The organism is Nitrospirota bacterium, from assembly GCA_016219645.1.
Taxonomy (GTDB): Bacteria; Nitrospirota; Nitrospiria; order Nitrospirales; family Nitrospiraceae; genus Palsa-1315.
On record JACRLR010000004.1, the window covers coordinates 102,611 to 123,967 of the forward strand.

21 protein-coding genes and 2 tRNA genes are annotated in these 21,357 nt (G+C 55.6%); 20 read left to right on the plus strand and 3 right to left on the minus strand.

The features are described 5' to 3' along the window. Positions 1-23: 23 nt before the first annotated feature. From HZB34_00525 to folE, 8 genes are all read left to right on the plus strand, one after another. Positions 24-431 carry a hypothetical protein gene (locus HZB34_00525; protein MBI5314437.1) on the plus strand — a complete coding sequence of 136 codons (408 nt, stop codon included), beginning with the start codon at positions 24-26 and terminating at the stop codon, positions 429-431. Between the two features lie 71 nt (positions 432-502). Continuing rightward, positions 503-1,441 carry a malate dehydrogenase gene (mdh, locus tag HZB34_00530; GenBank protein MBI5314438.1) on the plus strand — a complete coding sequence of 313 codons (939 nt, stop codon included), beginning with the start codon at positions 503-505 and terminating at the stop codon, positions 1,439-1,441. 228 nt (positions 1,442-1,669) lie between these two features. Then, positions 1,670-2,176 carry a urate hydroxylase PuuD gene (locus HZB34_00535; protein MBI5314439.1) on the plus strand — a complete coding sequence of 169 codons (507 nt, stop codon included), beginning with the start codon at positions 1,670-1,672 and terminating at the stop codon, positions 2,174-2,176. Between the two features lie 239 nt (positions 2,177-2,415). Continuing rightward, complete coding sequence (gene nuoF / locus HZB34_00540; GenBank protein MBI5314440.1) at positions 2,416-3,717, plus strand: NADH-quinone oxidoreductase subunit NuoF; 1,302 nt, start codon at positions 2,416-2,418, stop codon at positions 3,715-3,717. Positions 3,718-3,729: 12 nt separating this feature from the next. Further along, positions 3,730-4,077, plus strand: coding sequence for a (2Fe-2S)-binding protein (locus HZB34_00545; protein ID MBI5314441.1), 348 nt, complete (start codon positions 3,730-3,732; stop codon positions 4,075-4,077). A 69-nt stretch (positions 4,078-4,146) separates the two neighbouring features. After that, positions 4,147-4,467 carry an iron-sulfur cluster insertion protein ErpA gene (gene erpA, locus HZB34_00550; GenBank protein MBI5314442.1) on the plus strand — a complete coding sequence of 107 codons (321 nt, stop codon included), beginning with the start codon at positions 4,147-4,149 and terminating at the stop codon, positions 4,465-4,467. A gap of 138 nt (positions 4,468-4,605) precedes the next feature. After that, positions 4,606-5,025 carry a 6-carboxytetrahydropterin synthase gene (locus HZB34_00555; GenBank protein MBI5314443.1) on the plus strand — a complete coding sequence of 140 codons (420 nt, stop codon included), beginning with the start codon at positions 4,606-4,608 and terminating at the stop codon, positions 5,023-5,025. A gap of 111 nt (positions 5,026-5,136) precedes the next feature. Next, a complete protein-coding gene (gene folE / locus HZB34_00560) occupies positions 5,137-5,784 on the plus strand; it encodes a GTP cyclohydrolase I FolE (GenBank protein ID MBI5314444.1) in 648 nt (215 codons plus the stop codon). Between the two features lie 227 nt (positions 5,785-6,011). Here folE and HZB34_00565 read toward each other — a convergent pair whose 3' ends face one another. After that, entirely contained in the window at positions 6,012-6,833 is an 822-nt protein-coding gene (locus tag HZB34_00565) for an alpha/beta fold hydrolase (protein ID MBI5314445.1), read from the minus strand. A 78-nt stretch (positions 6,834-6,911) separates the two neighbouring features. On the opposite strand from HZB34_00565, the gene HZB34_00570 reads away from it, so the two are divergent. After that, positions 6,912-8,201: a replication-associated recombination protein A gene (locus tag HZB34_00570; GenBank protein ID MBI5314446.1), complete on the plus strand. Its 1,290-nt coding sequence runs from the start codon at positions 6,912-6,914 to the stop codon at positions 8,199-8,201. Positions 8,202-8,256: 55 nt separating this feature from the next. Further along, positions 8,257-8,646 carry a PilZ domain-containing protein gene (locus tag HZB34_00575; protein MBI5314447.1) on the plus strand — a complete coding sequence of 130 codons (390 nt, stop codon included), beginning with the start codon at positions 8,257-8,259 and terminating at the stop codon, positions 8,644-8,646. A gap of 128 nt (positions 8,647-8,774) precedes the next feature. Here HZB34_00575 and HZB34_00580 read toward each other — a convergent pair whose 3' ends face one another. Next, positions 8,775-10,619, minus strand: a complete 1,845-nt coding sequence (locus HZB34_00580; GenBank protein ID MBI5314448.1) for an ABC-F family ATP-binding cassette domain-containing protein — start codon at positions 10,617-10,619, stop codon at positions 8,775-8,777. Between the two features lie 147 nt (positions 10,620-10,766). Further along, positions 10,767-10,842 (minus strand) — tRNA-Ala (locus tag HZB34_00585). A gap of 407 nt (positions 10,843-11,249) precedes the next feature. On the opposite strand from HZB34_00585, the gene HZB34_00590 reads away from it, so the two are divergent. The 10 genes from HZB34_00590 (at position 11,250) to HZB34_00635 (ending at position 20,849) form a co-directional block, all read left to right on the plus strand. After that, positions 11,250-12,557 carry an adenylosuccinate synthase gene (locus HZB34_00590; GenBank protein ID MBI5314449.1) on the plus strand — a complete coding sequence of 436 codons (1,308 nt, stop codon included), beginning with the start codon at positions 11,250-11,252 and terminating at the stop codon, positions 12,555-12,557. A 212-nt stretch (positions 12,558-12,769) separates the two neighbouring features. Beyond that, a tRNA-Lys gene (locus tag HZB34_00595) sits at positions 12,770-12,845 on the plus strand. A gap of 342 nt (positions 12,846-13,187) precedes the next feature. Then, positions 13,188-13,490 (plus strand): BrnT family toxin, encoded by a 303-nt coding sequence (locus HZB34_00600; protein MBI5314450.1) that lies wholly within the window; start codon positions 13,188-13,190, stop codon positions 13,488-13,490. Further along, positions 13,408-13,701, plus strand: a complete 294-nt coding sequence (locus HZB34_00605; protein MBI5314451.1) for a BrnA antitoxin family protein — start codon at positions 13,408-13,410, stop codon at positions 13,699-13,701. Before HZB34_00600 ends, HZB34_00605 begins: the two co-directional genes overlap by 83 nt. 327 nt (positions 13,702-14,028) lie before the next feature. Beyond that, positions 14,029-14,310 carry a DUF2442 domain-containing protein gene (locus tag HZB34_00610; GenBank protein MBI5314452.1) on the plus strand — a complete coding sequence of 94 codons (282 nt, stop codon included), beginning with the start codon at positions 14,029-14,031 and terminating at the stop codon, positions 14,308-14,310. An 829-nt stretch (positions 14,311-15,139) separates the two neighbouring features. Beyond that, entirely contained in the window at positions 15,140-18,265 is a 3,126-nt protein-coding gene (locus HZB34_00615) for a DUF3427 domain-containing protein (protein MBI5314453.1), read from the plus strand. 281 nt (positions 18,266-18,546) lie between these two features. Continuing rightward, entirely contained in the window at positions 18,547-18,771 is a 225-nt protein-coding gene (locus tag HZB34_00620; GenBank protein MBI5314454.1) for a hypothetical protein, read from the plus strand. 112 nt (positions 18,772-18,883) lie between these two features. After that, positions 18,884-19,336: an HNH endonuclease gene (locus HZB34_00625; protein MBI5314455.1), complete on the plus strand. Its 453-nt coding sequence runs from the start codon at positions 18,884-18,886 to the stop codon at positions 19,334-19,336. Positions 19,337-19,845: 509 nt separating this feature from the next. Then, positions 19,846-20,007, plus strand: coding sequence for a hypothetical protein (locus tag HZB34_00630; protein ID MBI5314456.1), 162 nt, complete (start codon positions 19,846-19,848; stop codon positions 20,005-20,007). Positions 20,008-20,393: 386 nt separating this feature from the next. Further along, the gene (locus HZB34_00635; protein ID MBI5314457.1) at positions 20,394-20,849 is read left to right on the plus strand and encodes a hypothetical protein; all 456 of its coding nucleotides are present in this window, start codon (positions 20,394-20,396) and stop codon (positions 20,847-20,849) included. Positions 20,850-21,357 lie beyond the last annotated feature (508 nt).

Below are 21,357 nucleotides of genomic sequence, written 5' to 3' on the forward strand. Positions count from 1 at the left end.
GAGGTAAGGGGTGTGAAGAATCGATGACGAATTCCGTTGAGAGACCGACAGTGCCGCCCTGGTTGTACAAGCTGTTTACAGGACATCAGTATCCCTATGTCCGCCGGTTGGCGAAGTTTGCACAGCCTATCAAGCCTGGAGAGGATCGCCCGGAGCCGACCAAGGATCTCATCGAAGCCAAGTTTTGGGAGGTCTATCCCCGTTGTTGGGCCAAGGTGCTTCAGGAAGTGAAAGTGGGGATGATCGTGGTGTTCCACGACCTCGGTGAATATCCGGCCGGCGGGTATCAGGAATTGGTCGATGATCCTGACGCCTTTCTGGCCAAGACCTATGGCAAGAAAAAGATCAAAGTCAATTTCTATGATGGGGACAATTTCGTCTGCACGATCAATTTTAAAGTCGCCGGCTGGACCGAACATGAACATGCGTGAGGGGTCAGGGGTGAGGCGTAAGGGGTCTTTACGTTTCACGTTTCACGCTTCACGTTTCACGAGGTGAGGGCATGGGGAGACCGAAGATTACAGTGGTAGGGGCTGGGAATGTCGGAGGCACGACGGCCCAGCGGCTGGCCGAGAAGGACGAGTACGAGGTGGTGCTTGTCGATATCGTCAAGGGGGTCCCGCAAGGCAAGGCGCTCGACATCAGCCAGGCAGGACCGATCTGCGGCTATGGCACCCGCGTGGTGGGCACCAACGGCTATGATGAAACGGCCGGTTCGTCGGTGGCGGTGATCACCTCCGGAATCCCACGCAAGCCGGGAATGAGCCGTGACGAGTTATTGAGCACGAACGCGAAGATTGTGCAATCAGTCGTGTCTGAGCTCGTGTCTCGCTCGCCGAACGTCATCCTGATACTCGTCACCAATCCGTTGGATGCCATGGTTCATGTGGCGCGTCGTGTGAGCGGACTCGCGAAGTCGCGGGTGATGGGGATGGCAGGGGTGCTCGATTCCGCCCGTATGCGTTCCTTCATTGCCGCTGAACTGAGTGTGCCGGGTCCTGACGTGGCTGCGATGGTGTTGGGAGGGCACGGGGATACGATGGTACCGCTGTTGCGGTACACGACGGTGAAAGGGAAGCCGGTGTCGGAGTTGATGCCGATGGACCGTTTGGAGGCGATTGTGAAGCGGACACGTGAAGGGGGCGCCGAGATCGTCAGTCTGTTGAACACAGGCAGTGCATTCTATGCTCCATCGGCCTCGGCGGTCAGCATGGTCGAGGCGATTGTACAGGACCAGAAGCGCGTGTTGCCCTGTGCGGTGCTCTGCGAGGGAGAGTATGGATTAAAGGACGTCATCGTTGGAGTGCCGGTCAGGCTGGGTCGAAGCGGGGCGGAGCAGGTGGTCGAATATGAACTGACGTCAGAGGAACGGGCGGCATTGGAAATCTCTGCGAGCGCGGTACGGGAACTTTGCATTGCGGTCGATCGATTATTGGCCTAGAAAATACACAACGGTCATTTGAGCCGAAGACCGGAACGGCTTTTCGCACCAGTGATCAGTCACGTCTGACCGATCTGTTACTTGACAAGAGACCAGGGCCTCAAGTACAGACAGCGACGTAGTCATACATTAGAGCAAGGAGACACGATGAAATTTCTTGAAAGTCCGATGCAGACGATGGCTGTGGGGTTCGGGCTCGCAGCGATTTTGATCATGGGATATCTTGGCATGGTCGGCGTTGCGGTCGGCGATGCCGATTGGTTTGGTTTGCTGTTACGCTGGACCCATTTCCTGGCCGGAATCGTCTGGATCGGATTGTTGTACTTTTTCAACTTGATCAATGCGGCATTCTTGAAGAGTTTGGATGGCCCAACCAAGAATATCGTGATTCCCAAGTTGATGCCCGCCGCCCTGAATTGGTTCCGTCATGGCGCCACGGTCACGGTGCTTGCCGGGATCGTGTTGTACCTCTACATGTATCAACGAGGTGGAACCGGCGCGATCGCGCTGGGAATCGGCGGGCTATTGGGTATCATCATGATGGCCAACGTTCATGCGGTCATCTGGCCGAATCAAAGGAGGATTATTGCAGCAGTGACAGCTGCGGCCCAGGGAACCCCTGCGCCGGACGAAATGGCTCAGTGGGGCAGGACAGCCCTCCTTGCTTCGCGGATCAACTTTATGTTGTCAATTCCTATGCTGTTATTCATGGGGGCCGGCAGCCACCTCAGGTAAGCTACTTCTCACGAGCCAGCGGGCATTCCAGCCGGCTCGTGAGCTCACCTCCCTGTTTCCCGACCATGCGCACATTGCCGTTCTGTTCAGATGGCCCACGTACCAGGTTCTGCATGGGGCTGTGGCCCTAAGTCATTGAGATTCAGGCCTATTCTCAGGGTATTACCTTGACGAATACCAGGCAGGAGCTTTATAGTATCGCTCCGAGCTTCTAAGGGGCAATGGGTAAGGAAGGGCCTATGACGACTGTGACAGAACCAAGGGTTCTTCAACTACTTGAAGGCGCCCCCTGGGACATTGAGGCCTACAAGAAAGTCGGGGGGTACGAGGCCTGGAAGAGGTGCATCAAGGAACTGACTGCAAATGAAATCGTCGATGTGCTGAAGAAAGCCGGGCTCCGTGGCCGCGGGGGAGCCGGTTTCCCCACCGGCATCAAATGGGAAAAGGTTCTCAACCATCGGGTGAAGGAACACTATTTTGTCTGCAATGCAGGCGAGCACGAGCCGGGGACGTTCAAAGACCGGTACTTGCTCAAGCAGGCGCCGCACCAGCTTATCGAAGGCTGCCTCATTGCAGCCTACACCGTCCAAGCCAAAGCGGCCTTTATCTATGTGAATCACGAGTATCAGGAAGAGCGGGAGAATCTCATCAAGGCCTTGGCCCAGGCGAAGGCCCAGGGGCTGCTGGGAAACAACGTCCTGGGGAGTGGTGTGAATCTCGATCTGCAAGTCTTTGAAGGCCATGGGAGTTATGTGGCTGGGGAAGAAACCGCGATGCTCGAATCCATGCAAGGACGTCCGGCGATGCCTAGACAGAAGCCGCCTTTCTATCCGACGGACTTCGGACTCTACGGGAAGCCGACGCTGGTGAATAATGTCGAAACCCTGTGCAACATTCCACGCATCCTTCTGAAAGGCGCAGCCTGGTTCACTCAGGTCGGCACGGAAAAGTGTCCTGGCACGATGATGTTCTCGCTGAGCGGGGCCGTGAATCGCCCCGGTGTGTACGAGATGCCCATGGGCACGACGATCCGTGAGCTCGTGGACAAGTGCGGTGGAGGGGTTCCGGGCGGGCACAAGGTCAAGGCGGTATTTCCCGGTGGGCCGGCTTTTTCGATGGTCACCGCCGATCAACTCGACCTGACGATGGATTTCGATTCGTTGAAAAAGGCCGGCACAGGGCTTGGGTCGGCCGGAGTCATTGTCGTCGATGATGCGACCTGCATGGTGGCGCTGACGCTCAAGTTCTCCAATTTCTTCAAGGCCGAGAGTTGCGGGCAATGTCCACCCTGTCGAATGGGAACCATCAATCTTGCCGCGCTTATGACCAAGATTGAACAGGGAGAGGGGACGGAGAAGGATATGCAGAGCCTGCTTCAGATCTGCGGGTTTGTGAAGGGGACGGGTTATTGCACACTGGTGACCGGGGCAGCCGTGTTGGTGCAGAGTAGTATGAAATTGTTCCGTCACGAGTTCGAGGAACATGTCCGATTGCAGCGCTGTCCCCATCAGTCGGTGGCGACCGGTGCAACAGTACATTGAGGGGGATGTGCGATGCCGCGTGTGACATTTCTCCATCGTGAACGCACGAGTGGAGAGGTTGAGGTCAATACCTCGTTATTAGAGGCGTCGAAGCTGTTAGGCTGTCGGTTGAATCACGATTGTGGTGGTAACGCCTCCTGCACCACCTGTCGGGTCGAAGTCCAGATTGGTGCCGAGAACCTCTCGGAGATCGACTTCGATGAGCAGGATCTGCTCGATCGGGAGGCCCTCAGTGAGCCCTGGCATCGTCTTGGGTGCCAGGCTAAGGTGCGTGGAGATGTGGTTGTGCTGGTGCCGGAGGGCAAGTGGGTTGCTCCCACAATTCCGCAGTCGGAGTCGCAGGGTATTGAAATTCAGTAAAGAGGTGTTACACTAAATTATTCCAAGCAGGTCTTCGAAGAACAGCTTGGTCACTGGAGGAGGAGCACGATGGTTACAATCACAGCGATTGCAGAGCAGAAGATCAAGGAATTGATGGCGGATGAAAAAGACATCGTCGGCCTGCGGGTCTACGTGAAAGGCGGCGGCTGTCACGGGTATCAATACGGGATGGCGTTCGAGTCGAAGATGGCCGACGACGACACTGTCGTTGAAAAGGGCGACGTCAAGGTCATCATGGATTCGCAGAGTGCACCGCTCCTTCAGGGGGCAGAAGTCGATTACGTGGACAGCCTCCAAGGGTCCGGGTTCTCGATCAAGAACCCGCAAGCCAAGACCACTTGTGGTTGCGGCAGCTCCTTCACCGCCTGAGAAGTTGGCGCCGAAGTGGCCCGAGCTGGCCAGTTGAAAGTATGACGAGGAGAGCCAGGATCGGCCGGATACAAAGGCCGGTCCTGGCTTTTTTTATTGTGCCGGATGTGAACGGAACCTACGATGGCACAGGTGAGCATTACGAGACGATATCGATTCTGCGCAGCTCATCGGCTGCACACGGATCATCTAACTCCGGAGGAAAATCTGGCTGCCTTCGGGAAGTGCAATAATCCCAACGGGCACGGCCATAATTATGTCGTGTTGGTGACCGTGAAGAGCACGGGTTCGGCCACGACAGGGGGAGGTCTGGACTTCGACCGGCTGGATCGGATCGTGGTCGACCAGGTGGTCAGGCGATTCGACCATCACGATCTCAATCAAGACCCTGAATTTGCCGAACGCACGACGACGGGTGAAAACCTCGTGTTGCTGATCTGGGATCTCTTAGTGAAATGCTTTCCCACCGGGCAACTGGAGAAGGTCGGCCTGATTGAAACACGCGACAACTACTTCGAGTATGCGGGGGCATCGAGAATGGTGAATGATAAATGTTGAATGGTGAATCGTCGGAATCGGAAGGATGTCTGACGATGTGATGATTTCCCAACATTCCACATTCAAAATTCATCATTCAACATTAAGCATTTTGGTATAGAGGGGGGCAGCATGGCTAAGCAGGGAATCAAACGGCGGGGTCGGCAGCAGGTCGATGATGCCAGCGGGATTAGCAGGCCGGCGGATCTGGATGTGCTGCAATCTCTGGTCACAGAAATGTTGCTCGCCCTCGGAGAAAAGCCGGGTCGGAACGGGCTGCTCAAGACTCCGGAGCGGGTCGCCAAGGCCCTCGCCTTCATGACCCAGGGCTATCACCGCGACATCGATCATCTCCTGAACGGTGCACTGTTCCCGATCGAGTACGACGAGATGGTGATCGTGAAGGACATCGATTTCTTCAGCATGTGTGAACATCACCTGCTGCCGTTTTATGGCAGAGTCCATGTCGGGTACCTGCCGAATAAGAAAGTGGTGGGACTCAGCAAGATCCCACGCATCGTGGACGTCTTTGCGCGCCGGCTGCAAGTCCAGGAACGACTCACCGTCCAAATCGCTGAAACTCTGAGATCGAAGCTCAATGCGCATGGAGTCGGTGTGGTCGTCGAAGCGCGGCATCTCTGCATGATGATGCGAGGCGTCGAAAAGCAGAACACCGTTGCAGTCAGCAGCTCCATGTTAGGCGCCTTCCGCAGTCAGCCGCAAACGAGGCTGGAGTTCCTGAAGCTCATACGACGAGGCAGCGTAGGCGACTCCGACTAGCAGGACGTTGAAAAAGTCCCCCAGCTGCGTTCTCGCATCGTTCAGATCCTCAACGTACCCCTAAGGGTACGCCTCGGACCTTCACTCGCTGCGGCCTTGCTGGAGAACTTTTTGAACATCCTGCATGGTCTCTCCCATTTCCTTCAAGATATGAGTTGCCCAAGAAACTGCTAGACACTTCTCAGTGCATGAACCTCTCCCGTAAGTCCGTCCTGTCGGCGCTCTGTCTATTGGAGTTCTGAGGCAAAGGAGCCGACGATCTCGTTGAAGACTTCTGGTTGTTCGATATTGGCCAGGTGTGCGGCTGCTGGGATGATGGCCAAGCGGGCACCTGGGATCTTCTCTGCCATGAGGTTCGCGTCAGAGGGTGGAGTAGCTTGGTCCAGTTCGCCGACGATGATCTGGGTGGGGCAGGAGATCTGGGGCAGGAGGGGGACTGAATCCGGCCGCTCTGCCATGGCCATCAAGTCTCCTGCAATACCGCTGACCTGGTTGCCCTCGATCATGCTGCGGACTTTCTGAACGATCTCCGGCCTTGTCTGAATGGTTGCGGGGCTGAGGAGTTTTGGAATCATGATGTCTGCAATGGCTGACGGTCCTTTTGTATAAGCTGTCTGAGCCATCTGAAAGCGCCCGCCTCTTCCTTCTTCTGTGTCTGCCTGAGCCCTCGTGTCAGCCAGGATCATGCCTTTCACGCGCACCGCATACTTCCGATAGAACGCAAAGAGGATGTAGCCACCCATCGAGAGCCCCACGAAGAGGGCCTGTCGGATTCCAAGGTGGTCCAGCAGCGCGCGCACATCGTCTGCTGATTGGTCGAGGGTATAGTGCCAGAGCGGTGCGTCTGACTCACCGTGCCCGCGCAAATCGATTGTGATAATCCGGAATCGAGCGGATAGGGCTTCTGCCTGTTGCGCCCACATGGTCCGGTTCAGAGGAAAGGCATGGAGAAAGACGAGAGGGATGCCCGTTCCCTGGTCGCTGTAGGCAATGGTGAGACCGTTGATCTGGGCGTACAGGCTGCTCATGTTCGCCGCTGTTCGTACCATCCGAATCGGTGATGGTCAAGGGGCCGTTTGCGATCATGCGGCCCGGCGTATACAATTCGCGCCATCATTGAGAACGTTATGACGCCGTCACACGATCAGACTCCCGATTTGTTTGGGGCTCCAGGGGAAGAGAAATCCCTTGAAGCTCCCTTGGCTGAGCGTCTGCGGCCGAACGAGTTTTCGGACTTCGTCGGGCAAGAGGAGATCACGGCGCCGGATCGTCCTTTGCGGCGGGCCATCGAAGCGGACCAACTCTCCTCCGTCATTTTCTGGGGGCCGCCCGGCTCGGGCAAGACCACGCTGGCTCATCTCATTGCGCGCCACACGAAGGCGCAGTTCGTGCCATTCTCGGCGGTCACAGGGGGTGTTCCAGAGCTGCGCGCGATCATCAAGACAGCAGAGCAACGTCAGGCGATCAAGGGCCAACGGACGATCCTGTTCGTCGACGAGATCCACCGCTTCAACAAGGCGCAACAGGATGCCTTCCTGCCTCACGTCGAGCGGGGAACGATTATCCTGGTTGGCGCGACCACGGAAAATCCTTCATTCGAAGTGATCTCACCCCTCCTGTCCCGTTCTTTGGTCATTGTGCTGAAGCCCCTTTCGGATGAGGCCCTGGGACATATTCTTGACCGGGCGCTCGCGGACTCTGCAAGCGGGCTGGGAAAGTGGCATGTCCATCTGTCATCCGATGCCAGACAACGACTGATCGGTTATGGAAACGGCGATGCAAGGGCGCTCCTTACCGCGCTGGATTTTGTGGTGAGGCAGCAACCGGTCGGATCAGACGGGATTCGTCTGATCGATGGAGCGGCGCTCGAAGCGGCGCTGATAAAAAAATCGATCCGGTACGACAAGTCAGGGGAAGAACATTACAACATCATCTCCGCCTACATTAAGAGCCTCCGGGATTCGGATCCGGACGGCGCTCTCTACTGGCTGGCCCGTATGTTGGAAGGGGGGGAGGATCCGAAGTTTATCGCCAGACGCCTGGTTATTTTTGCGTCCGAAGACGTGGGGAATGCCGATCCGATGGGGCTGGTGGTTGCGGCAGCGGTGGCTCAAGCCGTGCAGTTTGTGGGGCTCCCGGAAGCCCAAATCAACCTGGCCCAGGGGACGACCTATCTTGCGACCAGACACAAGGATAATGCCTCCTATATCGGACTGCTTGAGGCCATGGAAGACGCAAAAACCCATGGAAATCTTGGAGTTCCGCTCCATTTACGCAATGCCGTGACCTCGCTGATGAGGGGGCTCGGCTATGGAAAGGGCTACCGCTATGTCCACGACGATCCCCGGGCCGGGGTGCAGGAGCATCTCCCGGAATCGCTCAAGGGCCGTCGATATTACCGGCCTAAAAATACCTAGAAAATAGCGTGAAAGGGTGGTGGACAAAGTTTTCTAATCGGTTATACTTAGTCTCGTGAAGCGGCAGAGCCCGAAACCGCCGGTACCGATAGCAGCGACGAACGAACGGCGCAAGTTCGTGCGGGCGACACTGGTCGGTTCTGCGCTCATTTCCCCCAAGAGCGGAGCCAAGGCAATCACGGCCGTGTTGGACAACGTCAATCGAGTCGGCGCGGGGTTGCACACGAAAGAAAAGTTGGCGATGGCCGAGCCGGTGACCGTGTCGCTGGCGTTTCTCGATTCGGATCGCGTGGAGCAGATGGAAAAGCTCGAAGGGAAAGTCGCCTGGGCAAAGTCGTGGGAGAAGGGGTTTCTGATCGGTGTGGTCTGGGATGAGTTGGTGACGAAAGAGAAGAACCGCTGGCTCTATTACTACCTCGAAGAAACGGTCAAGTCCTCCCTGTAGCGGACAGCTGAAAAAGCCCGTCAGTCTGTCTGGTCTATTTGGTCTGTTCGGTCTATCTGGTTTATCTGGTTAGTTTCGTTAGGCCAAACAGACGAGACAGACCGAGTAGACCAGACAGACCAGTCTCGCTACGCGAACGCCGCCAGCTTTTGTTTCACGTCTTCCAGTTCAGCGGAGAGTGCTTCCCACTTGGTCGTGAGCCGCGCCAGATCCTTCTTCCACCCGTCGTATTCTATTTGTAGAGCGCTCCATTTGGTGGATTCATTTTTGTAGAGTGCCGGGTCGGCCAGTTCGAGATCCCGCGCCTTGATTTTCGTTTCATACTCGTCGATCTCGGCTTCGGCCCGCGCCACCTGTTTCTCCAGGCGAGCCTGTGTCTTGTTCAAATCCCGACGATCTCCTGCTGAGGACTTGGCGGAAGCCTGCGAGGCCATTGCCCTGGTCGGCGCGACAGTCTTCCCGAGCCCTGCTGCCTTCAGGTCGTCACTCGATTCCTTGATGGATTCGAGCTCCTGCGCCTTCTTCCACAAATAGTACTCGTAGTCGCCGGAAAAGCTGCGGGCCTTGCCCTCTTCGATTTCAATGACGCGCGTACAGACTCTGGTCAGAAAGGTGGGGTCGTGGGAAATGAAGACGATCGTACCGGGGAAGTCCGAGAGCGCATCGGTGAGCATATCGACCGAAGCAGGGTCGAGATGGTTGGTCGGCTCGTCGAGCAACAGGGTATTGGCTGGTTCGACCAACATCCGTGCGAGCGCGACGCGGTTGCGTTCCCCTCCGCTCAGCGCCTTGATCGGCTTCTTTTGATCGTCACCGGTGAACAAAAAGGCTCCGGCGATTCCTCTGAGGAAATTCGTCTCCGCCTGGCTGGAGATTTCTGAAAGAGAATCGAGAATGGTATGTTCAGGGTTCAGGGTCTCTGCCTGGTGTTGGGCGAAGTAATGCAGCGTGACACCATGGCCGACCGTTCTGGAACCCTTGTCCAGGTCCAACACTCCGGCCAGCATCTTGAGCAGGGTGCTTTTCCCCGCGCCGTTTTCTCCCACCAGCGCCACTCGTTGGCCCCGTTCGATCGAACAATCGACCCGTTCATACACGACTTTTTCCCCATAGCGTTTCGCTCCGCCCTGGATCTCCAGTACCTGTCGGCCACTCGCTGCCGGGAGGGGAAATTTGAACTTCACCCGCTTGGGGTCGCGCTTGATCTCAATCATCTTGACCTTCTCAAGCTGCTTGATGCGCGATTGGACCTGGCTGGCCTTGTTCGCCTGATAGCGGAAGCGATCCACAAAGGTTTGGACCCGCGCGACCTCTTTGGCCTGGCGCCCCGCAGCCGCTTCCCGTTGCGCGTCCCGCTCGGCGCGGAGTTTTTTGAACGACGTATAGTTGCCGCGATATTCCTCGATCTTGTGGTGGCGGAGATCCCAGATATGGGTGACGACACGATCCAGAAAGTCCGTATCGTGGCTGATGATCAACAGCGTCATCTCCGAGTTCAAGAGGAATTGCTCGAACCAGCGCTGCGTCGGTTTGTCCAAGTGATTGGTCGGCTCATCGAGCATGAGGACATCGGGATTCGTCAACAGCAGATGCGCGAGGGCGACACGCATTCGGTAGCCGCCGGAGAGCTTTTCGATCTCACGGCTAAAGTCGATTTCCGAAAATCCCAACCCCATGAGGATCCGTTCGGCTTCATGTTCCGGATAGAGATCGCGATGGGTGGCGTCCAGCACGGTTTTCCCCGTGATGGTTTCGAGTTCCTGCGGGAGATAGCCGATGCGGAGACGGGGACGTTTGCGAATCTTGCCCTTGTCCGGCGACTCTTCTTCAAGGATCATGCGAAAGAGCGTGGTCTTGCCTGCGCCATTGGGCCCCACTAAACCGACCCGCGAACCGGGACGGAGATGTGCCGTTGCGCCTTCAAGCAGAATCCTTGTGGAATATTGTTTATAGACCGACTCGATTTGGAGCATGTATTCCCGGATAGGCTAGGGGCTAGCGGTACGAGGCTAGAGGGGAGGAATTGAAGAGACCAGTTCGGCGTGAGACCAGGAGCCAAATCCGAAAATTGCTCTTACCTGTAGCCCCTTGCCGCTCGCCTCCTGCCCACTGTTGAAATTTGGTGGAGCTGGCCGGGATTGAACCGGCGACCTCGTGAATGCCATTCACGCGCGCTCCCAACTGCGCTACAGCCCCACATCGATTGACTTGGAAATACGCGAAAATCCTTGTGAAACAGCGATTATGCTAACACGGCCCTCGCGCGGCAGTCAAGAAACTGGGAGGGGATGGAGCCGGATGATCTTCTGTGCTCGCGTCTTTCCAATTTCCCATTTCGTTTTCAAGGGTGGCCTGGTCGATCCTCGATTGCGCGCTTCGAACGATGTCCTTCTGATTCTCCTCCCTCTCCTTAGGGGGTGGGCAAACCGTCCTTCACTGCGCGCATCGAGCGACCACCGCTTCATTGTGGGGGCTCTGCGAGCAAGAAGGATGGTTGCCCACCCCCTCACGCTTCTTGACAAACATTAGAAGCGTCCCTACCATACCGCTCCGGCCCTGGCCATGAGTCCAGCCAGGGCTTTTTATTGGGAGCATGTCAGGTGATGGGAAATCTCGTAGTCATCGGGGCGCAGTGGGGCGACGAAGGCAAGGGCAAGATCGTCGATATCTTAGCCAGCGACGTCGATGCGGTGGTTCGCTACCAGGGTGGGTCCAACGCGGGTCACACGGTGATCAACGATCGGGGCACCTTCGTGTTTCACCTTATTCCCTCTGGCATCCTCTATCGCGGAACGCTCTGTGTCATCGGGAACGGAGTGGTCGTGGACCCGGCCTCGTTGATTGAGGAGCTGGATCATCTCCAGACTCAAGGCGTGAAGATCGGAAAGAATTTTGTCGTGAGTCAGCGTGCCCATCTCATTTTGCCCTATCATAAAGCGATCGACAAAGCGGCTGAACAGTCCAAAGGCTCTCGCCGGATCGGAACGACGGGGCGGGGAATTGGCCCGGCCTACGCGGATAAGATGTCGCGGGTCGGTATCCGAATGGGAGATCTGCTCAATCCGAAAGCCTTTCGCGCCAAACTCGAAGAGAATGTCGTCGAGATCAACTGGTTTCTCGAACAACTCTACAAACTGGACCGTTTCGAGGTCGACAAAGTGTTCCGGCAGTATATTGGCTATGCCGATCGGCTGAAGAGCCATATTGTCGATGCCGCCATGCTCGTGAATAAGATGATCGACCGGGGGAAGACCGTCTTGTTCGAAGGGGCGCAGGGGACACACTTGGATGTCGACTTCGGCACCTATCCCTACGTGACCTCGTCGAGTGCAACGGCCGGTGGCGCCTCAACAGGAACGGGCGTGGGACCGACCAAGATCGACGCGGTGCTCGGGGTTGTCAAAGCCTACACGACTCGTGTCGGCAGCGGGCCATTCCCCACGGAGCTGACCGGTCCGGTGGGAGAGGGACTTCAAGCACGAGGAAAAGAGTTTGGGTCGACAACGGGACGGGCGCGCCGTTGCGGCTGGTTCGATGGCGTCGTGGCGCGATACGCCACTAAAGTCAATGGACTCACCTCACTGGCCGTCACGAAACTGGACGTGCTCGATGGTTGCAAGGAACTCAAGGTCTGCACCGGCTATCGATATCAGGGAAAGCTCTATCGAGACATGCCTGCCGATCTCCAGGCGCTGACAGACTGTGAGCCTCTGTACAAAACATTCAAGGGATGGTCCGGCACGACCACCGGCGCGTCTACCTATAAACAGCTTCCCGCGGAAGCCAAACGCTATCTCGAATTCCTTGAGGACATCTCCGAATGTCCTATCGATATGATCTCCACCGGCTCGAAGCGTAGCGAAACCATCATTCTGCGCAACCCGCTCAAGATCCGCTCCCGGCGTTCGTGAATCGTGAATCGTGAATCGTTAAACGTGAAACGTCCGGATCCGGAAACGAACGACGCTGCGGACAGGTCTGTCTCGTGTAATTGGTTTGTTTGGTTTATTTGGTTGAACCATCCCAACCGAATGAACCAAATGAACCAAAAAAACGTTCTTCGTATGCTGCCTCCTAGGCATAGACCAATCGTCAGTGGTATTATTCACCCCTTCCGCTCGGTGAGCCGGTAGCTCAGTTGGTAGAGCATCGCCCTTTTAAGGCGAGGGCCCTGGGTTCGAGTCCCAGCCGGCTCACCAGTTCGAAGCCATTGTTACGCACAACCCATCTCGTCACCAGGTAGCCGATCTTCGCCTCGCCCGACGTCGTTCGTCTTCCTTGTTCATCTGGTTCATCTGGTTTCTTTGGTTTATTTCGTTCTTTTCGTTTCTCCATCCGGCCAACCAGACAAACGAGATAGATCAGACAGACCAGACAGACCATCCCCCACGTCCCACCACTCCCGCTCATCTCGCCCGTCTCGCGTCCGGATCCTTGAACCGTCAGTGGGGGGGGATCTAGCCGGCCCTCAAGGGAGAAGAGCGGACGCACGGTTCATCAGTCGCTCTGCCTCAGCCTTGTGACATCCGGGCAATTAGTGTATATACGTCACTGTGTTTACGTGGGACATTCCGAAGGCCATTGCGAACTTCGAGAAACATGGGATTCCGTTCGAAGAGGCGACCACAATCTTTGCCGACTCCGATGCGCTGGACGGGGAAGACATAGAACACTCGACGCATGAACGTCGGCGACAGCGCATAGGGCGATCATCGACAGAGCGAATTCTTTTCGTGGTCTATGCGATACGAAGGACAGAACATGAAAAAGACACGATCCGGATTATCAGCGCCAGGCAAGCGAGCCGGAAGGAACGTCAAGCATATACCCGACTCGCAAATTGATTTCTCCGACATTCCTGAAGCGACTGACGCACAATTGAGGCGCATGCATCGGGTTGGCAGACCGGCAACCGGCATGGCGAAGCAGTTGATCGCCATTCGTCTCTCGCCGCGGCTGTTGAACCAGCTTCGAAAGATGGCTGCCAAGCAAGGGAAGCCCTATCAGTCACTGATTCATGAGCTCTTAGAAAAGGCCGCCTCCAGAGCTGCGTAGGACTCGTCTGTCTTGTTCATGAGGTCTATCTGGTCTCTTTGGTTTTTCTGGTTGGTTTTCCAGTCCGGCCAACAAGATAGACCGAATAGACGAGACAGACCGGATAGACCAGATAGACCATCCCCCTGTCTCGCGTGGCCGCAAACCAGACAGCTCAAAACCCAGAACTCATAACTCAGAACTTCCTTAAAGAGCGGAGTGATTTCCCATCATGAAAAGCGTATCCTTCGGCGGCAACAAACCGCTCCGAAAGGTGAGGAATGCCTGAACAATGCTAGCTGAGCAACGGGCACCGCTCAAGAAGATCAAGCCGTTGGAATAAGGCGAATGCTGAAAGATATTGTTGAAGCCACTGCGCTGGAAGGCTACCAAGTCCGCCTCCGATTTGAAGATGGAGTAGTGGGCGAACTTGATCTCTCAGCCAGCATGCGGTTTGAGGGCGTCTTTGCCCCTCTCAAAGACCTTAATCGCTTCCGAGAACTTCGCGTGCATCCGGACCTCGGCACCATCTATTGGCCGAACGGAGCCGATCTCGATCCCGCTGTCCTCTATGCTCGTGTGACTGGAACGCCGATTCCGACCTACGAGATCAAGGCTGGCAGTCGCTAAACGTTCCCCCATCCCACCCGTCGGCTCCCTCTTGCTCCATGACCTTTCCCGTAGCATCGGCGAGCTCGTCTCGCTTGTTCATCTGGTTTCTTTGGTTTGTTTTGTTCTTTTCGTTGGTCCGGTCGGCGAACCAGACAGACCAAATAGACCAGCCCCCCGTCTCGCTCGTCCCGCTCTTCTCGCCATCTGCCTCTGTTAGGCCCGCTGGATCGACTTGGGGCTCATCCGGAGTTCCGCCGCCAATTCCTTCACCGTGAGCAACTCCTGCTTCATGCCCAGTCCTTTCTTCCGGTGTAGCTCAGCACAGGGCTGACCATACCGGTGTGAGATGATGGTGGGAAGTACCCCTGCTTAGGACAGTTAGTGACAACGGTCAGAAGCAAGCCGAAGGGAATGTAACTATGGCCCACGCGGATAGAAATTCTTACTGTTACGTAAGAAGGGCGAGCAGAAGTTTGGCTAACTAACGAGCTTGCAAACTGGATAAATTGCGCAAAACGAGCGTGCTCTACGTGTCAATCCCGGCAGGTTTGAACGTAAGTGACGGGGATGAAAGATTCCCTTTCCAGAGCCACGCGCTCCCAAGTTGGGGTGCTTTCTCAGGGAGAAAAGGGTATCCTGCGGTGGCAATAGCTGAGTGGAAACCTAGTTTGTCTGGGGTTGTCTTGGGTAAAACAATCTGGGAAGGCTGCGGCTCCGAATGAATTTATGATCGCAAGCCCCGCTCTCGTATTTTCCCTGGAAGTCTAGAGCGAGAACGAATCTTTTGACGGCAACATACTCAAGTGCCCCCCGCCGCACTTGAGCTTTCAGCAATACCGCTAGAGTAATGCAACTACCTGATGGGCTCTACGACAAGTTCGTTACTGAATCGGTGGCGCAGTTAATAGCTGGCCTTCGAGATCCATCTTGCCGCACGCTTTCATCACTGCCTTCGGAAGAAGTACCAGAGCGAATCGCGGACGCTCTCGCCAAGCAGATGACACTTCTGCTCGACGAACTCGACGGATATGGAGCTGAGAAAGCAAAACGACAGCTCGCTCTCGTCAACGCACTGCTGGTTCACCTCAGACAGCAGGAGGCGGGAAGCGTGGACCTGCTGGTGGAGCCGCCTCAGATACTCCGAGCAGTACATAGCATCGGAGCTGCAACGGAAGCTCCAGAGACTGGGCTCGCTATTCCTTGGCTTTTTACTGCGGGCAAAGGTTCCCCATCTCTTCTGACAGAACTTCGCCGTGAGATTGCCTGCTGCGACCAAGTGGACATCGTAGTCAGCTTTATCACCGTGGCGGGCGTCCGAAAGTTGTTCGACATTCTCCAAACGGCCACAGCTGTGAGTGCTGCGGGCCAACCACGAACGCGACTGCGAATCCTCACCACCACCTATACTGGTGCGACTGAGATGGAAGCTCTAGATTTTTTCGCGCGCCTGCCGGGCTGCGAAATCAAGGTTTCGCTCGATGGCAGACGGACACGTCTTCATGCAAAAGCATGGATTTTTCATCGCAAAACGAGGTTTGGCTCGGCCTACGTCGGCAGTGCAAATCTATCAGGTGCGGCACTGCTTGGTGGGCTGGAGTGGACAGTCAAATTCACGGAAGAAGGGCAGGCTGGACTATTTACTCGCGCGCAGGCGCACTTCGAGACTCTCTGGAATGACAGTGAGTTCCAGCATTACGATGCTGCAAATCCTGAGCACCGCTCTGAGTTGTCTCGAGCCCTGAAGCGGGAGGCAGGCGACCAGATTTCTGCTACAACGACATTCTTCGACCTTGAGCCGAAGGACTATCAGAAGGACATGCTGGAGCAACTCACGCTTGAGCGAGTGCATGGTAGGTTTCGCAATCTTGTTGTTGCAGCGACAGGCACAGGAAAAACCGTGGTTGCGGCGTTTGATTACCGTGATGCATGCCAAGCTGTCGGTGGACGCCCCCGTTTACTATTCATTGCGCACCGTAAAGAAATTCTGGCACAAGCTCGGCGAACCTATCGCGAGGTACTGCGCGACCACTCCTTTGGTGAAATGATGGCTGATGGTTCTGAACTCCAGAGCTTCGACCACATATTCGCCACCATCAACAGTGTTTGCGCGCGCGACCTCGTAGAAAGATGCGGCCCCAATTATTGGCACACAGTCGTTGTCGATGAATGTCACCGGCTGGCGGCGGACCGCTTCGATGCGTTCGTGAAAGCGGTTCACCCCAAGATTTTGCTTGGTCTCACTGCTACACCGGAACGTTCAGATGGAAAACCAATCTTCCCTTACTTCGACAATCGTCCCGATGGCTCGCCTGCCGTCGAGTTACGCCTCTGGCATGCGCTCGACCTCCAACTGCTCAGCCCGTTCGAGTATTACGGCTGCGATGATGACACCGATTTCTCTGTAGTGCCTTGGGACAAACCTGGTGAACGAGAGGCCATCGACAACCTTGTGACAGGAAACGACACCCGCGCAAGACTCGTTATCGACGAATGGAGGCGACTGACTGGCGACCCAAAACGAAGCAAAGCGCTCGTCTTTTGCGTGACCGTGGCACACGCTGAGTTCATGACGCGGAAGTTCAACCAAGCTGGGCTGCCTTCGCTCTGCATAGTTGGCTCGACGGATGCAGATGTTCGTCGCCAAGCACCAGCACGTTTAGCGCGGGGGGAACTGTGCGCGCTTGTAACTTGTGATCTTTACAATGAAGGCGTTGACCTGCCTTCGGTTGACACGCTGCTTCTGTTGCGTCCTACACAAAGCCCCGTGCTCTTTCAACAGCAGATAGGACGTGGCCTTCGCCTTCATGAAGGCAAACAAAGCTGCCTTGTTTTGGACTTTGTCGGCCGATACCGTGCAGATTTTCGGTTTGACCGTCTGATTTCAACAATTAGCGGTCTTTCGCGCAGCCAGATGATTGATGCGGTGGACAAGGGATTCAGTTCCCTTCCTGCAGGCTGCCATATTCAGCTGCAGCAATTGACTAAAGAGCAAATCCTCCGGAGCCTGCGGACAGCCATGAACCAATCGTGGCGGCGGCTCCGCAGTGAGCTTCAGACCTATGTTGCATTACGCGGACGAGCGACTATTCGACTTGCAGAATTCCTGCATGAGCAAGCTGTGCAACTAGATGAACTATATCGTAGCCAAGGCCGTAGCAGGTGGACCGCTTTACGACGCGACGCTGGCCTGTTGTCCACGACTGAAGGTCCGGAGGACGAATATTTTGGCCACCGCTTCCCAGACTTGTTGCACTATAACGACCCTGAACAAATACACCTTCTCATGCGCATCAGCGAGCCCGCCGTGCACTACCAAACCCTCACCGACCGCGAGCGTTGCCGACTCCAAATGCTCGTATATCAGGTGGACGGACAACATCACCAAACAGGCGGTGGAGAAGCATTCCTCGCCCGACTCTCGCAGACGCCAGAAATCTATACTGAACTTGGCGAACTAGGTGGAGTTCTCCAGGCAAGAAGCAACCTGCGCTTTCGCCCAGTGCCGGGGCTAACCGACGTCCCATTGTGCCTTCACGCAAGCTACGGCATTCGTGAAATCCTGACTGCAGTCGGTTGGCTGACCGCAGAGCGGAGAACTCCCTTTCAAGCCGGGGTGCTCGCACTGCCAAATCGGAAGGTTGAACTACTTTTTGTCACGCTTGATAAGTCAGAGGGTTTCCATGACCGCATTGCTTACCGTGACTACGCCATCAGCACAGAACGCTTTCACTGGCAGAGCCAGAATTCAGCCGGACCTGATACGCCAGCCGGTCGGCGTTACCTTGAGAGTCCCGACAACGGCTGGTCATTCCAACTCTTCGTCCGCCGAGGTAAAGGGGATCCCTATCAGGCTTGTGGTCCAGTAACGATCGAAAAGGCAGAAGGAGAAAAACCGATGTCAATCGAATGGAGATTCGGAGTGTCCCTCCCGGTTCGTCTGTTTCAAGAATTCAGTGTTCTTAGGGGGCAGTAAAAGTAATTGGGCGCCGACTTATTGGGATGGAGTCTCTTTTGCCAGGTGACGCTCATCCCGCGCGCGCTCTTTTCCACCATCCCCCAGGAAGTGCTTTCCCCGCACTCCCCTCCCTTCGGAACTGCCTAGGCTAAGTTGGGCTTCGAAAAGAGAAAATATCTCTTTAATAATTTCATGAAGCGTAGCTGGTATTCTCACGAGGCCTCTTGTTAACTTCTTCAACAATGAGCCGCTTTCAAAGGACAAACAGCTAACAAGTTTACATTTACATGGAGGGGCATATGCCAACCAACGAAGAGCGAGCGGAACGTGGGAAAGAAATTCTTGAGAGATACGCACTCCAATTCGGTGATCCCTATGATCCAAGCGCCAACTTGACCGATGTCCTAACAGATCTTATGCATGCAGCATTCATGCAGCCTGAATTGGGGCTGAAGTTCCATGCCAGTTTGGAAATGGCCAGCTGGCACTTTGAGGCTGAGACAGAGGAATGCCACGATGCTTGAGTAGGCAGGAGAATTGGAACCATGGATTTTGACTTGTTGGTGCCGTGACTCACCCTGGACTGCCGCCCACCGTTGGCATGTGCTAAACGATATCAGAAAAAAGAACGCCTCGGTGACGAGAAGAATCATCGACTACTTCCGCAAGAACGTCGGCCAAGAGATAACAGGAGAAGAGCTCAAATATCTGGCCAAGGACAGGAAAGAATGGGCCCGTCGCGTTCGTGAGTTGCGGACGGAACAAGGTTGGCCCATCGTCACCAAAAATAGCGGACGCGAGGATTTGGCTATTGGCGTATATGTTCTGGAAGAAGACCGGCAGGCGTACGAACACGATCGCTCAATACCCGATTCTATTCGGGTTGCGGTCTTGGAACGAGACGGGTTCAGATGTGTCGAATGTGGCTGGCACAGGGGCATGCTTTCACCGGACGATCCCAGAAAGATGCTGGAGCTCCACCACAAACAGCATCATAAGGATAGGGGTGGAAACACACTCAACAATCTCGATACTCTTTGCAATGTCCATCATGATGAACAGCATCGAAGAACTCGGCGATCAGTGTGATTGAAACAATGGATCAGCGATCGGAGAAGGCGAATGTTGTCGGACCATGACATCCAGGCTGCTCAAGTTAGCTTTGATCCCCCTCTATGGCAAAGAAAGAAAAAGAGAGAGGTGTCCCTAATAGCTCATCGTGGAGCGACGCTCAAAGGGATCACGATTTCTCAAGAAAAAGACGGTCCAACCATTAGAGTCCCGCACGTTCTACACATCGTAAACAGACCAGAGCATGGACTTATTGAAGCACCCAAGCGGCTAGAAGAAGGATACGTAGAGCAACCAGTATCTGACTTGGCCCGTGAAACACTTCTTCGTAGGGTAAGGGATGTCTACCAGGAAGAATTGGCTCGGGTCCGCAAGGAACGATAAATCGTGCAGAACTAAAGGGGGCATTCAGCCTTTTTCCGGCAGCGGTGGCCACGCTGACGCTGAACTCAGGCAGGGAGCAGGCTGGCGGTGGAGGGGAAGGTTGAGGCTGAGGTTAAGGCTCAGGCTCAGTAAAGAGGCTAGCGATGCCGGTTCTCTTCCTCCTGTTGCTCCTGATGCTGACACTGCCTCTCCCCGTCCACGCGGAAGATCTCGGCGAGTTGAGTGCGAATCCCGTTGGTCTGTCTGGTTCATTTGGTCTATTCGGTCTGTCTGGTTTCTCTGGTCTCTCTGGTCCCTTTGCTTGATTTTCCGTTCAGGTCAACAAGACCGACCAAATGGACCAGATCAACGAGATAGACCAGTTTCGGCTCTCCGTTCTCGCCGGACTCAATCAACAATTCCTTCGGCGCCGGGAATCGCTATAGTCTCAGCAGTCCCACGAATCCCTACGGCCACGGCCTGCGAATCGAAGGTCGTTGATCCAACCGCTGAATCGTTCCATGTGATCTCATTCCTGCTTGTCTCTTCGGTTTCCATCCCGACTCACGGGTTTGTTGTCGTAGCCAGGCCCGGCAGCGGCCGACCGGCTAGCACCTGCGAGGCGCACCGCTCGCGCCAGTAAGACTGTCACTCCCGCCGCTTATCCCTCTCCGGCACGCCGGCAACGTCCTCTGCCGAGCCCGGACTATTCATGAATACCTGCTATGTCATTCGATCCTCTCGCCCGGCGGGGCTTTTCTCGTTCGGCCTCCTCGACGGACTGACAGTACGCCTGCGTCGGCCTTGCTTGCGAGAAGCCCCGGCGGGCTTCGGTCTCGAACGCCTCGCGACGGCATTCATGAATAATCCTGGCTTGCGTTTCCTTCGTGAACTGTGCGTTGGCTCTCCTCTTCCTGTGAGAGAGCCAACTTCATTTCAACCAAGGAGGACACAAGATGGCTACAAACACATCATCCACACAAACGGCCAACACGCTGTGATGTGGCAACATCAAAGCGACGATCTGGGAGCATGTCAGCGAGAAGGGACGGATCAATCCGGAGAATGGCGCAATGGCACCTCATTCGGTCTCAACGACCTTGAGGCATTGCTCACTGTGGCGCGTGAAGCCAAGGACTGGATGGCGACTCATGCCTTAAAGCGCTGAGCCGCTTCCAGAGGAAGCCTTCGGCCCTCCGGGGGCTTCCCTCCCAATTAAAACGGATGGAGAATGACAAATTAGTGCTGCGTCTTATAGCGTGTGGGCTTCTTCGACACTTCCTCGTCGGTCATTTCGGTAGCCATGCGGTAGCAGGACTCTCTAACCTCATGGCTTCTCAAACGATTGTCAGCCGCAGCAAACTAACAAACCGCAGGTCATCACAGCGATTGAGTCTGTGCGTTGCGCCCGACGGCTCACTTCAGAGGTTGGAACCGAAGGTCATCAAAATAGGTGACCGCGTCGGACTTCGTCCAAAGCCCCACCTGCCCGTGAGTGAATGTGTGGTCGCAGAGGTCAATGACCCTCTTTTCGTGGTGATGTCACGCGACTTGTGTAAATTGGCGAAGGGTGCGCGGGCGCCACTCCAGGTTAAACCGGTTAAAGATGGAGAAGATCATCCGCTCCACGCTCTGCACGTTCACGAAACACACCATCGGGCGGGTCCGCCGTCGGA

Coding starts and splice junctions, on each gene's coding strand:
- HZB34_00605 (MBI5314451.1), top strand. CDS start 13,408: ATGAAAAAGACACGATCCGGATTATCAGCGCCAGGCAAGCGAGCCGGA.
- nuoF (MBI5314440.1), top strand. CDS start 2,416: ATGACGACTGTGACAGAACCAAGGGTTCTTCAACTACTTGAAGGCGCC.
- HZB34_00565 (MBI5314445.1), bottom strand. CDS start 6,833: ATGGTACGAACAGCGGCGAACATGAGCAGCCTGTACGCCCAGATCAAC.
- HZB34_00570 (MBI5314446.1), top strand. CDS start 6,912: ATGACGCCGTCACACGATCAGACTCCCGATTTGTTTGGGGCTCCAGGG.
- HZB34_00590 (MBI5314449.1), top strand. CDS start 11,250: ATGGGAAATCTCGTAGTCATCGGGGCGCAGTGGGGCGACGAAGGCAAG.
- HZB34_00535 (MBI5314439.1), top strand. CDS start 1,670: ATGGTCGGCGTTGCGGTCGGCGATGCCGATTGGTTTGGTTTGCTGTTA.
- HZB34_00630 (MBI5314456.1), top strand. CDS start 19,846: ATGCCGGTTCTCTTCCTCCTGTTGCTCCTGATGCTGACACTGCCTCTC.
- HZB34_00610 (MBI5314452.1), top strand. CDS start 14,029: ATGCTGAAAGATATTGTTGAAGCCACTGCGCTGGAAGGCTACCAAGTC.
- HZB34_00545 (MBI5314441.1), top strand. CDS start 3,730: ATGCCGCGTGTGACATTTCTCCATCGTGAACGCACGAGTGGAGAGGTT.
- folE (MBI5314444.1), top strand. CDS start 5,137: ATGGCTAAGCAGGGAATCAAACGGCGGGGTCGGCAGCAGGTCGATGAT.
- HZB34_00580 (MBI5314448.1), bottom strand. CDS start 10,619: ATGCTCCAAATCGAGTCGGTCTATAAACAATATTCCACAAGGATTCTG.
- HZB34_00620 (MBI5314454.1), top strand. CDS start 18,547: ATGCCAACCAACGAAGAGCGAGCGGAACGTGGGAAAGAAATTCTTGAG.
- HZB34_00525 (MBI5314437.1), top strand. CDS start 24: ATGACGAATTCCGTTGAGAGACCGACAGTGCCGCCCTGGTTGTACAAG.
- erpA (MBI5314442.1), top strand. CDS start 4,147: ATGGTTACAATCACAGCGATTGCAGAGCAGAAGATCAAGGAATTGATG.
- HZB34_00635 (MBI5314457.1), top strand. CDS start 20,394: ATGAATACCTGCTATGTCATTCGATCCTCTCGCCCGGCGGGGCTTTTC.
- HZB34_00615 (MBI5314453.1), top strand. CDS start 15,140: ATGCAACTACCTGATGGGCTCTACGACAAGTTCGTTACTGAATCGGTG.
- mdh (MBI5314438.1), top strand. CDS start 503: ATGGGGAGACCGAAGATTACAGTGGTAGGGGCTGGGAATGTCGGAGGC.